Below are 12,531 nucleotides of genomic sequence, written 5' to 3' on the forward strand. Positions count from 1 at the left end.
GCGACGAGAGCAACCGAGATGCCACCGCGGGGCCGCAAGCTTCACTCTCAGGCGCCCGGCCGTCACGACGTTCCTGGTGGCCAGGCTCTGCGACCAAGAGAATGGGCAGTCTCCCATTCGGGACGCTGTCTACAATAATAGAAGAGGACCCTGCCCTCTCGCGGACGGTCTTGCGCGCTGTCATCGTGCTCTCACGGCCTCCCGGTGCGCTTGGCATCGTTGAACCCAACCGCCGCGCGGGGATGATCCGGATGAGCCCGCACGGCGGAGCGAGCCGGGAGGCGACTCGTCCCCGTCCGTACGATTGGTCGGAGCGCCGGTCGCCCCCCGGCTCGTCGGGTGGGGACAGATTGCTAACTAAAGGGGGGCCTCGACTCCGGCAATCCCAAAAAGACGGGAGAACGATGGTGAAGGCGAGTGTACGCATTCGGAGAGGATTGGGCTCACTCGATGAGTCCGCGACCGCTGCATGGAGCATGTACGTACTCGTGTAAGCACGGCGGATCGAGCAGACGCCGAGGCGGTGGCCGTCACTTCCTCACCAGCACGTCGACCAGGCGCTCGCCGTCGTCCACCTCGAGCTCGACCCGCACGGCGCACAGGGCGGCGAGCGTCGAGATGGGGGCGAGCTTCACGAGGTCCTTCTCCGTGGTGACCACGAGGCCGTCGCCGCCCGCTGCCGCGATGCGGCGGACGTCCGCGGCACGGTAGCGATGGTGGTCCGGGAAGCGGAGGACCCGCTCCACCCGTGCGCCGGCCGCGGCGAGCGTGGCGAGAAAGCGCTCCGGCCGGGCCACGCCCGCAACGGCGGTGACGCGCGCGCCGCGCAGCCGGCCGAGCGGCTCCTCCCCCCAGGCCCGATCCGCCCCTGCGCGCACGAGCGCCGTGGCGACGAGCCGGCCGCGGAAGAGCGGGAGGCCGGGCGGCGCGCCCGGGGCACCGTCGAGCGCCAGGAGCGCGCGCGCCCGGGCGAGGCCGGCGAGCGGCTCGCGCAGCGGGCCCGCGGGCAGTGGCCAGGCGCGCGCCGTCTCCTCGCCCACCAGCACGAGGTCGGCGTCGCGCGTGAGGGCGCGGTGCTGGAAGCCGTCGTCGAGCACGAGCGCGTCGAGGCCGAAGCGCGTGCAGGCGAAGGCCGCCGCGGCGGCCCGACGCTCGCCCGCCACCACCGGCCCCGCGAAGCGCCGCGCGAGCATGACGGCCTCGTCGCCGCCCTCCTCGGGGCCGACCAGCGGACGGCCCCCCTCGCCGACGACCACCACCCCGCGGCGCCGCTTGCGATAGCCGCGCGCGACGATGCCGGTGCGGAGCCCGCGCGCCGCGAGCCGCTCGGCGAGCCAGAGCGCGGTCGGCGTCTTGCCACTCCCGCCCACCGCCAGGTTGCCGACGCTCACCACGTGCGCAGGCACGCGCGCCGTGCCGAGCCAGCCGGCGTCGTAGAGGCGGTTGCGCAGCGTCGCGAGTGCCCCGTAGGTGAGCGCCGCGGGCACGAGCGCGGCGCGGAGGGCGCGTCCGCCCACGGTCTCTCCTGTCCAGGCGCGCCACGCCACGCGCTCGAGCGCAGCCGTCATCCCACCGCGCGCGCGAAGCGCGCCATGGAGAGGCGGGCGGCGATTACCTTCAGGTGCCGCTCGATCGAGCCCTGCCCGCCCTCGACCAGCGCACGCGCCCGCCGCCCCATGTCGGCCATGCGCACGGGCTCGTCGAGCAGGCCGGCGAGCGCCCAGGCGAGGCTCTCGGCCGAGCTCACGCGCAGCGCCGCGCCGCCCGTCACCAGACGCTCCACCGTCTCGGCCGCGTGCTCGGTGTGCGGCCCGACCAGCACGGGCCGGCCGGCGCGCGCCGGCTCGAGCACGTTGTGCCCGCCGACCGCCACCAGGCTCCCCCCGACGAAGGCGATCACCCCGAGCGCGTAGCAGTGCGCGAGCGGTCCGACCGCGTCGAGGAGGATGACCGCGGGCGCCCTCCCCTCCCCGAGCGTCGCGAGCTCGCTGTAGCGCGCGAGCGAGAACCCGCCGGCGCTCACCAGAGCGGCCACCGCGTCGAGGCGCTCGGGGTGCCGCGGGGCGAGGAGGAGCGCCAGGTCGGCGCGACCCGGCAGCACGCGCCGGAAGGCCTCGAGCACGATCTCGTCCTCGCCCTCGTGCGTGCTGCCGGCCACGATCATGCGCCGCGTGCCGAGCGCGGCGGCGAGGCGGAGGACCTCGGGCGGGGGGTCGGAGGCGGCGCCCTCGAACTTGAGGCTGCCCGCCACCTGGACCCGCCGCAGATCGGCGCCGAGCGCGAGGATGCGCTGCGCGTCCTCCTCGCTCTGCATGCAGCAGTCCACGCTGGTGAGCGCGCCGCGGTAGAGCGGGCGGAGCCAGCGCGCGCGCCGCATCGTCCCGGGACCCACGCGGCCGCTCACCATGAAGGTCGGCACCCCCTGCTCGGCCAGCTCGGCGAGGAGCGTCGGCCAGATCTCGGTCTCGGTGAAGAAGAACGCCTCGAGCTGGAAGGACGCGAGGAGCCGGCGCACCGTGCGGGGCGCGTCGAGGGGCAGGAGGAGCGCCAGGTGCGCCTCCGGGCTCGCGCGCGCGAGCTCGAGGCCCGTCCGCGTGAGCGTCGAGACGACGCACAGCCGCTCCGCGAAGCGCTCGCGCAGCCGGCGGAGCAGCGGGCGCGCGGCGTTGAGCTCGCCCACCGACGCCGCGTGGAGCCAGACCGCGGGGGCGCCCGCGGCGAGCGTGCGCTCGTCGTCGGTGAGCCGCCCGAGCCGCGCCCCGAGCGCGCGCCAGCGCGGCGGCGCACCGGGGAGCCGGCTCGCGAGCTCGGCCACGCCCGCGGCCGCCGTCATCGCGCCGCGGTAGGCGCCCACCGCGAGCCGCTCCATCATGCGGGGCGCGCCCCGACCGCACGCGCGGCCTCGGCGTTCGCCTCGCCGAGCGCGGCCTCGAGCGCGGCCCGCGCCGCGGCCTTGTCCGCCGGCAACACGACCGGCGCGTTCAGCACGAGGGCCACGCGCGCGAACGGCCGTGGCACCTGCAGCCGGTCCCAGCTGCCGAGGCGGCGCGCGGGCGAGGCCGCGACGCCCACCACCAGGAGCGGCAGCCCGGTCGCACGCGCGAGCTGCACCGCTCCGTCCTTCGCCTCGTGACGCGGCCCGCGCGGCCCGTCGGGCACGATGGCGATGTCCTCGCCGCGCGCGCGCGCCGCGAGCAGCCCGCGCACCGCGCCGAGCCAGCCGCGCGTGGCCGAGCCGCGCACCGCCCGGATGCCCAGGTGGCGCATCGCCTGCGCGGCGACCTCCGCGTCACGATGCCAGCTGAGCATGACGTTCACCGTCCCCGGCCAGCGAAGCCGCGTCACCACCAGCGGGAGGAGCACGATCCCGTCGTGCCAGAAGGCGGCCAGCACCTGCTCGCCGCGCCGGCGGCGTGCGAACAGCTCGCCGTGATCCACCAGGCGGACGCGCAGGGTGAGATAGAGGAGGCGGAGCGCCAGGGCCAGGACCCAGCCCGCGACCACCACCCAGGCCTGCGTGCGCCGGCTCCAGCGCCGCCGGAAGGCCGAATCGGCGGGCCCGGCGCCGTCGCGCGCCACGTCGGCCGATGTCGCGCGCTGCACGTGGCGCTCCGAACCCAGCTAGGGCGCGGCCTTCCGCGCCCGGACGCTGTCCGCGGCCACGTCCGCCCCGCCCTCCAGCGCCTCCACGTCGCGGAACTGGAGCTCGTAGAGCTTGCGGTACTCGGCGCCGCGGGCGAGGAGCTCGTCGTGCGTGCCGCTCTCGACGATCTCGCCGCGCACGACCACGACGATCCGGTCGGCGCGCCGCACGGTGGAGAGGCGGTGCGCGACCACCAGCGTCGTCCGGTTCGCCATCAGGCGCTCGAGCGCCTCCTGCACCAGGCCCTCGGACTCCGTGTCGAGCGCGGAGGTCGCCTCGTCGAGGATCAGGATGGGCGCGTTCTTGAGCAGCGCGCGCGCGATCGCGAGCCGCTGCCGCTGACCGCCCGAGAGCCGCACGCCGAGGTCGCCGATCCCGGTCTCGTAGCCGCGCGACATCTCGACGATGAAGTCGTGCGCGTTCGCGGCGCGCGCCGCGGCGACGATCTCGTCCATGGAGCGGTTGGAATCGCCGTAGGCGATGTTGTTGCGCACGCTGTCGTTGAAGAGGAACGTGAACTGGGTCACCACCGCGATGTGCGTGCGCAGGCTCGCGAGGGTCAGGTCGCGGATGTCGGTGCCGTCGATCGTGATGCGGCCCGCGGTCACGTCGTAGAAGCGCGGGATCAGATCGGCGAGCGTGCTCTTCCCGCCCCCGCTCATGCCGACCAGCGCCACCACCTGCCCGACCGGGATGCGGAGGTTGATGTCGCGCAGCACGGGCTCGCCGGGATCGTAGGCGAAGCTGACGGCGTGGAACTCGATCGCCGCGCGCACGCCGCGGAGGGCGACCGCGCCCGGCCGGTCGACGACCTGCGGCGCCGTGTCGAGCAGCTCGAAGACGCGTTCGGCACCGGCCAGGCCCTGCTGGATGGTGTTGTTGGTGCGCACCAGCTTCTTGAACGGCTCGTAGAGGAGGAAGAGCGCGATGATGAAGGCCATGAAGGAGCCCTGCGTGCGCGCGCCGGAGATGACGCTGCTGCCCCCGTACCAGATGATGCCCGCGACCGCGATGCCGGCCAGCATCTCGGTGATCGGCAGCGCGCGCAGCACGCTGGTTCGCATGTAGATGCGGAGGAGCCGCTCGTTGTGCTCGTCGAAGCGCCGCTGCTCGTAGCCTTCCTGACCGAAGGCCTTGACGACCCGGTTGCCCTGCACGTTCTCGTGCAGCAGCGCATTCAGCCGGCCGATGCCGTCCTGCATGCGGCGAGTCGTCTGGCGGAGCTGGAGGGAGAGGTAGCGGATCGGGAGCGCCGCCGCCGGGAAGAGGCAGATGGCGAGCAGGGCGAGCACCCAGTCGAGGTAGAAGGCGGTGACCGTGAGCCCGAGTAGGGTGGGGAATTCCTGGAAGATCGAGGTGACGGCGTCGGTCACCGCGCCGCGCACGATTCCCACGTCGGAGATCACCCGCGAGACGATCTGCCCCGCCCGGCGGCGGTTGAAGAAGGCCAGGTCGAGGCGCTGGATGTGCGCGGTGAGCTCGTTGCGCAGGTCGGTCACCACGCGCTGCCCGACCCAGTCGTTCAGATAGCCGCCGACGAAGTCGAGCCCGCCGCGCAGGAAGGCCGCCCCGAGCACCAGGAGCACCACCAGCGGCAGCGCCTCGGGGTGCTGCTGGTGGAAGACCTGATCGAAGGTGAACCTGGCGAGGAACGGGACGCTGGTCTCCACGGCGCTGCGGGAGAGCATGCAGGCCACGGCCAGCACGAAGCGCGGCCAGAGGTAGGGCCGGAGGTAGGAGAGCAGGCGCCGGTACTGCCTCATCCCCGGCAGCCCTCCAGCATCTCGCGCGCGATCGCGGCCGCGCGTCCCGCCGCGCCGCCGCGGCCGAGCCGCCGCCGCACCTCGCGCAGCTCCTCGATCATCGCCGCGTGGCGCGCCGGATCGTCGAGCAGGGCGCGCGCCGCCGCGGCGATGCGCGGGCCCGTCGCCTGCCGCTGCAGCAGCTCCGGCACGACCTCGCGCCCGGCCACGATGTTCGGCATGCCGATGTACCTGACGCCACGCACGAGGAGGCGGCCGAGAACGTAGCTGAGCGGCCCGAGCCGGTACACGATCACCATCGGGCGCTCGAGCAGCGCGCACTCGAGCGTCGCCGTGCCCGAGCTGACGAGCGCCAGGTCCGAGGCCCCGATGAGGTTGTAGGTGTCGTCCTCGATCACCTTGACGTCCAGGCCGGCGGCGCGGACCCGGCGGCGGACCTCGTCCGCGGGCAGCGTGTGGGCGAGGGCGAGCGGGAACTGGAGCCGACCGTCCCGACCCAGAGTGCGCACGGCGTCCAGCAGCGGCGGCAGGAGATAGTCGATCTCGGAGAGCCGGCTGCCGGGCAGGAGGAGCACGGTCGGCCGCGCGGGGTCGAGCCCGTGCGCGCCGAGCGTCTCCGCGCGCCCGCGCGTCACCCGCACGCGGTCGAGGAGCGGATGGCCGACGAACTCGACCCCCGGCAGCCGCGGGGCGTAGAGCGCCGGCTCGAAGGGGAAAACGACCGCCAGCCGGTCCACGCGGCGCGCGATCTTGCGCACGCGGCCGCGGCGCCAGGCCCACACCTGCGGCCCGATGTAGTAGAGGACGGGCACCCCCGCGCGCTTGGCGACGTGCGCCAGGCGGAGGTTGAACTCGGGGAAGTCGATCAGCACGCACAGGTCCGGCGGGTCCGCGCGCAGGCGGCGCGCGAGCGTGCGGTAAGCATGCCAGAGAGCGCGCAGCCGTCCGGTCGCCTCGAGCCCCATGGTCGCCACCTGCCCCACGTCGGCGACCGTCACCATGCCCGCCTCGCGCAGCCGCTCCCCGCCCACGCCGAACACCTCGAGGGCGGGAACCGAGGCGCGCAGCGCGCGCACCAGGTCCGCGCCGTGGAGGTCGCCCGAGGCCTCGCCAGCCACCAGGAGGAGCCGGCGCGGACGCGCGGGAGCGCGCCAGGCGCGGGAGGCGCCGCCGTCCGACATGGCTAGGAGGCCGACGCCGCCTGCACTGCGCGCACCTCGGTCTCGAGGCTCTCGCGGATCACGTGCGCGACCTCGAGCGCGCGCAGCCCGTCCCAGCCGCTCACCGCCGGCGCCTCGCGCGCGCGCACGGCGCGCAGGAAGGCGTCGACCTCGGCCTCGAGCGCGTCGCCCTCCGGCACCTCGCGCTCCTCGAGGGTGAGCGCCGCCTGGCCGTCGGCGTCCGGCTCGCGCCGGCAGATGCGCACCCGCCGCTCGCCGTAGTCGACCGCCAGGTAGGCGTCGGCCTGGAAGATGCGGATCTTTCGCTCCCGCTTCATGGAGACGCGGCTCGCGGTTACGTTGGCGATGCAGCCGTTGGCGAAGCGGAGCCGCGCGTTGGCGATGTCGACGCAGTTGGTGAGTACCGGGACGCCCACCGCCTCGACCGAGCGGAGCGCCGACGGCACCATGGAGAGGATCACGTCGAGGTCGTGGATCATCAGGTCGAGCACGACGTCGACGTCCGTGCCGCGCTCGGTGAAGGGCGCGAGGCGGTGGCACTCGATGAAGCGCGGCTGGGTCACCAGCCCCTCGAGCGCGAGCACCGCGGGGTTGAAGCGCTCGAGGTGGCCCACCTGGAAGACGCGCGCGCCGCGCACGGCGAGCTCGACCAGCGCCTTCGCCTCCTCGACCGTGGTGGTGACCGGCTTCTCGACCAGCACGTCGATGCCCGCCTCGAGGAGATCGCGCGCCACCTCGAAGTGCTGCTGGGTGGGGACCGCGACGCTCGCGCAGTCGACCCGTCCCGCGAGCGCGCGGTGATCGGTGAGCGCCTCCGCGCCGAGCGCGGCCGCGACCTCGCGTGCGCGCCCGGGATCCACGTCGACCACGCCGACCAGCTCGGCCCCCGGGTGCGCGGCGTACTTCTCGGCGTGGAAGCGGCCCAGGTACCCCACGCCCACCACCGCGGTGCGGAGCCTCATCGATCGACCTCCCTCCCGTCGACCGCGACCACGGCGATGTCGACCCGATCGGCGAGCGTGACCAGCTCGGCGCGGTCGAGCGTGACCGTCCTGCCCGCCTCGATGGCGAGCACCCGCCCCTTTGCCTGCGCGAGCGCCGCCACCGTGCCGGGCCCCACCGCCGGGAGATCGAAGCGGGTGTCCTGCGTCGGCTTGCACACCTTGACGAGGACGATGTCGCCGCCCGCGAGCTGGCCGGCGCGGCGGATAGTCGCATCCGTGCCCTCGATGCCCTCGACGGCGATCACGGCGCCCCCGCGCACCACGACGCTCTGCCCGATGTCGAACTGCCCGATCACCTTGGCCGCGCGGAAGCCGAAGCGGATGTCGCTCCACTCTTCCGGGCTCGGCCGCCGGGCGCTGAGCACGCCCGCGCTCGGCACGATCTCCTGCAGATACAACGTCGACTCGACCACCGCGATCCCCTCCGACTCGAGCTCGCTCGCCACCGCGCGCAGCACCAGGTCGTCGCGCAGTTTGCCGACGCGCGCAATGACCGCCAGGGCACGGGCGTCGGGCCGGAACTCGCGGAAGAGCCGGGGCTTGGCGATGCCGCCGACCATGACCGCGCGCCGCACCCCGGCGCGCTTGAGCGCGTCGATCATGGCCGCGAGCTCGCCGGGGTAGAGCCAGCTGATGCCGGCCACGACCCGGTCGAGCTCGGGGTCGGTCTCGCCCCGGTGCGCGACCGCGAACACCTCGACGCCGCGGCGGCGCGCCGTCTCCGCGAACAGGACCGGGAAGCGACCGCTCCCGGCGATGAGGCCGATGCGCTCCCCGCTCACCGGCACACACCCCGCCGCGAGGCGGCGACGAAGTCGACGAGCCGCGCCACCTCGGGCACCTGACCGAACGCCGCGCGCGCGCGCGCGAGCGCCTCGCGCCGGCCGCCGCCCTGGAAGAGGACCCGGTAGGCGCGCTTGAGCGCCGTGATCGCCCCGGCGGCAAAGCCGCGCCGACGGAGCCCCACCAGGTTGAGACCGCGCAGCCGGGCCCGGTCGCCCGCCACCATGCAGAAGGGCGGCACGTCCATCGACACCATCGCCCCGGCGGCGCACAGGGCCGACTCGCCGATGCGCACGTGCTGGTGCACGCCCGCGAGGCCGCCCACGATCGCGTAGTCCTGGGCCTCGACGTGCCCGCCGAGGGCCGCGCCGTTGGCCAGGATCACCCCGTCGCCGACCCGGCAGTCGTGGGCCACGTGCGCGGAGACCATGAGGAGGCAGCGGTTCCCGATCCGGGTCCGCATGCCGCCGCCCGCGGTGCCGGGGTTGATGGACGCGAACTCGCGCACGATGTTCCCGTCCCCCATCTCGAGCGTGCTCGGCTCGCCGTGGTACTTGAGATCCTGCGGGGGCGCCCCCACGCTCGCGAACTGGAAGATGCGGCAGCCGGTGCCGATCGTGGTGCGCCCGCTCACCACCGCGTGCGGCCCGACCCACGAGTCGCGCCCCACGCGCACGTGCGGCCCGACCACGGCGTAGGCCTCCACCGTGACCCCCGTGTCCAGCTCGGCGCCGCGCGCCACCACGGCCGTCGGATGGACGCGCGCGCCCGCCGGGGGCGCCGCCGCGAACTCGACCTCCGCCACCAGCGCCGGCCCCGCCGTCGCGACCCCGCGCAGCCGCCAGGGCGGCCCGGGGGCGGCGCAGGTCACCTCGAGCCGGAGCGTGTCGCCGGGCAGCACCGGGCGGCGAAAGCGCGCCTTGTCGACCGCGACCAGACGCAGGTCCTCGTCCTCGGCGAGCCGGGAGCCGAGCTGGACCAGGGCCTCGCACAGCATGACCCCGGGCAGGAGGGGTGCGCCGGGAAAATGCCCCGCGAAGTACGGCTCGTTGGCGCTCACGCGCTTCATGCCGACCGCGCGCCTCCCCGGCTCGACCTCGAGCACCCGGTCGACCAGGACGTAGGGGAACGCCCGCGGCCCGCTCGCGCCTCGCTCGGGCTCGTCAGTGTCAGTGATGGAACGCTACTCCTTGTCCAGGCTCCGCTTCGACGCCTCCTTGTGGGCCGAGGCGTTGTGGAGCTTCACGATCTCGTCGGTCACATCCACCGTCTTGTCGTTGTAGAGGAGCGCGCCGCTGGAGGCCTCGAGCACGAGCGTGTAGCCGTGCTTCTCGCCGTAGTCACGCACCAGCCCGTAGAGCTCCTCGACGATGCTCTTGGTGAGCTCGGCATCGGTCTCCTTGAGTTCGCGCTGGAAGTCCTCGTACTTGCGCTTGAACTCGAGGCCGCGGCTCTCGAGGTCCTTCTCCAGGTTGCGCCGCTCCTCCTCCTTGAGCACGGTCGCCTTGCGCTCGTAGTCCCCCTTCAGGCGGTCCAAGTCGTCGCGCTGCTTCTTGAGCTGGTTCTGCGAGCGCTCGAACTTCGCCTTCACCTGCTCCTTCGCCCGCTTGCCGGCATCGCATTCGTTGAGCGCCCGCTGCATGTCGATCACGGCGATCTTCTGCTCCGCGGCCGCCGGCCGCGCCGCCCCGAGCCCGACCACGATCGCCGCGAGCCCGAGCGCCACGCGGGCCCTCCGGCCGCTCTTGCCTCCGGTGACCCGATCTCGCATGTGCTTCCGTCTCCCCCCGTCGGTTCAGTACTGGAACGGCGCCCCGAACGAGAACAGCACGAGGCTCTTCTGATCGTGGGGCTTGGTGTGGAACGGCTTGCCGAGCTCGATGCGCAGCGGGCCGATGGGCGACAGCCAGCGCACCCCGGCCCCGGCCGAGAAGCGGGTCTCGTCGAGGGTGAAGCCCTCCTCCGCGCTGTAGGCGTTGCCGGCGTCGACGAACAGCACGCCCTTCAACCCGATGCCCTGCACGATCGGGAAGATGACCTCGTTGTTGACGATCCCCTCCTCGCTGCCGCCGACCGGCGTGGTCGAGATGACGCGCCCGAAGATGTCCTTGCGCGCCTCGCGCGGCCCGAGGGTGCGCGTCTTGAAGCCGCGGATCGTATCGATCCCCCCCGGGAAGTAGCGCTCGAAGAGCGGCAGCTCGCCGCCGTTGACGCCGCCCTCGCCCATGAAGCCGTAGCCCAGCCTGCCGCCGAAGGAGTACGTGAAGTCGCCGAGCGCCTTCGAGCGCCAGAAGGTGTGGTACCAGCGCTCGCGCGCCTCGGCCTTCATGAAGCGCTCGCCGCCGAGACCGGCGACCTCCATGGAGACGTCCTGCAGGGAGCCCGCGGTTGGGTCGAAGGCGTGGTTCAGCGTGTTGCGCGACACGCGGGGCGTCACGCTGCTGATCAGGCTCGTGCCCTCCTCGACCCGGATCGAGCGCGTGGCGTCGAGGCCGAGGCCGCTGATCTTGGCCGACTCGATGCGGTAGTCGCTGCCGACGCGCACCTCCTCGAGGGGCAGGCCCCAGAGCGAGGTGTAACCCCAGGCCGTGACCGGGTAGGTGAGCTGGGTGCCGAAGCCGGTGCCGCTGCGGTCGAAGTCGTCGAAGCGAAGCTTCCAGCTGAAGGCGCTCGCCCCCACGGTGAGCGGCGTGTCGCGGAAGTAGGGCTCGGTGAAGGAGAGGACGACGTTGCGCCGGATCGAGCCGATGTCGCCGGAGAGCTCGAGCCGCTGGCCCCGCCCGAAGAGGTTGTTCTCGACGATGCGCGCGTTGAAGAGGAGCTGGTCGGCCGAGCTGAAGCCGGCGCCGGCGCTGAAGGCGCCGGTCTGGGCCTCCTTCACGTCCACCACCACCTGCATGCGGTCTTCCTCGGCGGCGCGCCGGGTCGTGATGTTGACGCTCTGGAAGAAGCCGAGGCGCTGCAGCGCCTCGCGGCTCTTGCGCAGCTTGCTCGCCGAGAACAGCTCCTGCTCCTGGAGGCGCATCTCGCGGCGGATCACCTTGTCGCGCGTCTTGGTGTTGCCGGTCACCTCGATGCGGTCCACCACCACCGGCTTGCCGCGCTCGACCTTGTAGGTGATGTCGACCCGCTTCTCCTCGGGGCGCATCTCGGTCTCGGGCTCGACGCTGGCGAAGGCGTAGCCGTCCTCGGAGAGCCGCTCGGTCAGCTTCTGCGTGTCCTCGCGCAGCGCGCTCGCCTTGAAGACCTCGCCGGGGGTGATCTGCAGCCCCTGGAGGAGCAGCTTCGTGTCGGTGGGCGTGTTCTCACCCGCCACCGCCACCTCGCCGACCTGGTACTGGTCGCCCTCGTCGATCTTGACGGTGATGTGGAGGCCGTCGTCGCGGCGCTCGACGCGCGGCTCGTCGACGCGCACCGTGACGTAGCCGTGGTCGTAGTACCAGGCCGTCAGCCGCTCGACGTCGGTGCGCAGCACCTCCTTGTTGAGCACGCCGGCGCCCGTGATGAAGCCGAGGAGCCACTTCTCCCGCGTCTGCATGACGCCCCGGAGCTTGCGGGGCGAGAAGGCCTTGTTGCCCTCGAAGGCGACCTCGACGACCTTGACCGGCTCGTGCTCCTCGACCTTGTAGAGGACGTCGACCTCGTTCTCGCCGACCGGCTCGGTCGAGTAGGTGAGCGTGGCGTCGAGATAGCCCTTCTCGACGTAGAGCTTCTTCCCGGCCTCGAGGCCCTGGCGCGCCTTCTCGGGGTCGAGGATGGCATGGGCACGGATCTTGAGCGCGGCCTCGAGCTCCTCGCGCTTCACCTTCTTGTTGCCCTCGATCCGGACGCTGCGTACGAGGGGCCGCTCCTTCACCCGGAAGACGACCTCGACCCGGTTCTCGCCCACCCGCGTGACGTCCGCATCCACCTGGTCGAAGAAGCCCATCTCGTAGACGGAGCGGATGTCCCGATCGATGGTGTCCTGGTCGAAGGGCTGGCCCGGCTGCGAGCGCAGATGGACCCGGATGGCGTCCTCCTCGACGCGCAGGTTGCCGGCGACCCCGACGCGCGCGATCGAGGGCTCGCCCTGCGCGCCGACCGGTACCTCCCCGGCGACCAGCGCCAGCGCCGCCCCGAGCGCGACCCACCGCCTGCGACCGTGCCTCGCCATCCGG

General features: G+C 73.2%; 10 protein-coding genes. All 10 read right to left on the minus strand.

Annotated elements, in window-relative coordinates:
* Nucleotides 1-530 precede the first annotated feature (530 nt).
* The 10 genes from lpxK to bamA all read right to left on the minus strand — a co-directional run bounded on the left by lpxK (nt 531) and on the right by bamA (nt 12,527).
* The gene (gene lpxK, locus E6J59_08525; GenBank protein ID TMB20465.1) at nt 531-1,568 is read right to left on the minus strand and encodes a tetraacyldisaccharide 4'-kinase; all 1,038 of its coding nucleotides are present in this window, start codon (nt 1,566-1,568) and stop codon (nt 531-533) included.
* Nucleotides 1,565-2,872: a 3-deoxy-D-manno-octulosonic acid transferase gene (locus E6J59_08530; GenBank protein ID TMB20466.1), complete on the minus strand. Its 1,308-nt coding sequence runs from the start codon at nt 2,870-2,872 to the stop codon at nt 1,565-1,567. The genes lpxK and E6J59_08530 overlap by 4 nt, the downstream gene beginning before the upstream one ends.
* Nucleotides 2,869-3,603 (minus strand): DUF374 domain-containing protein, encoded by a 735-nt coding sequence (locus E6J59_08535; GenBank protein ID TMB20467.1) that lies wholly within the window; start codon nt 3,601-3,603, stop codon nt 2,869-2,871. Before E6J59_08535 ends, E6J59_08530 begins: the two co-directional genes overlap by 4 nt.
* 18 nt (nt 3,604-3,621) lie before the next feature.
* A complete protein-coding gene (locus E6J59_08540; GenBank protein TMB20468.1) occupies nt 3,622-5,406 on the minus strand; it encodes an ATP-binding cassette domain-containing protein in 1,785 nt (594 codons plus the stop codon).
* Nucleotides 5,403-6,587 (minus strand): lipid-A-disaccharide synthase, encoded by a 1,185-nt coding sequence (locus E6J59_08545; GenBank protein TMB20469.1) that lies wholly within the window; start codon nt 6,585-6,587, stop codon nt 5,403-5,405. The genes E6J59_08540 and E6J59_08545 overlap by 4 nt, the downstream gene beginning before the upstream one ends.
* A 2-nt stretch (nt 6,588-6,589) precedes the next feature.
* On the minus strand, nt 6,590-7,549 hold the full coding sequence (locus E6J59_08550; protein TMB20470.1) for a Gfo/Idh/MocA family oxidoreductase: 960 nt from the start codon (nt 7,547-7,549) through the stop codon (nt 6,590-6,592).
* Nucleotides 7,546-8,373 carry a DUF1009 domain-containing protein gene (locus tag E6J59_08555; protein ID TMB20471.1) on the minus strand — a complete coding sequence of 276 codons (828 nt, stop codon included), beginning with the start codon at nt 8,371-8,373 and terminating at the stop codon, nt 7,546-7,548. The genes E6J59_08550 and E6J59_08555 overlap by 4 nt, the downstream gene beginning before the upstream one ends.
* Nucleotides 8,370-9,443 (minus strand): acyl-ACP--UDP-N-acetylglucosamine O-acyltransferase, encoded by a 1,074-nt coding sequence (gene lpxA, locus E6J59_08560; protein ID TMB20472.1) that lies wholly within the window; start codon nt 9,441-9,443, stop codon nt 8,370-8,372. The genes E6J59_08555 and lpxA overlap by 4 nt, the downstream gene beginning before the upstream one ends.
* A gap of 114 nt (nt 9,444-9,557) precedes the next feature.
* Nucleotides 9,558-10,145 (minus strand): OmpH family outer membrane protein, encoded by a 588-nt coding sequence (locus E6J59_08565; GenBank protein TMB20473.1) that lies wholly within the window; start codon nt 10,143-10,145, stop codon nt 9,558-9,560.
* 24 nt (nt 10,146-10,169) lie between these two features.
* Nucleotides 10,170-12,527: an outer membrane protein assembly factor BamA gene (gene bamA, locus E6J59_08570; GenBank protein ID TMB20474.1), complete on the minus strand. Its 2,358-nt coding sequence runs from the start codon at nt 12,525-12,527 to the stop codon at nt 10,170-10,172.
* Nucleotides 12,528-12,531: the final 4 nt, after the last annotated feature.

It is taken from the genome of Deltaproteobacteria bacterium (assembly GCA_005879795.1).
In the GTDB taxonomy this organism is placed as follows: Bacteria; Desulfobacterota; Binatia; order DP-6; family DP-6; genus DP-6.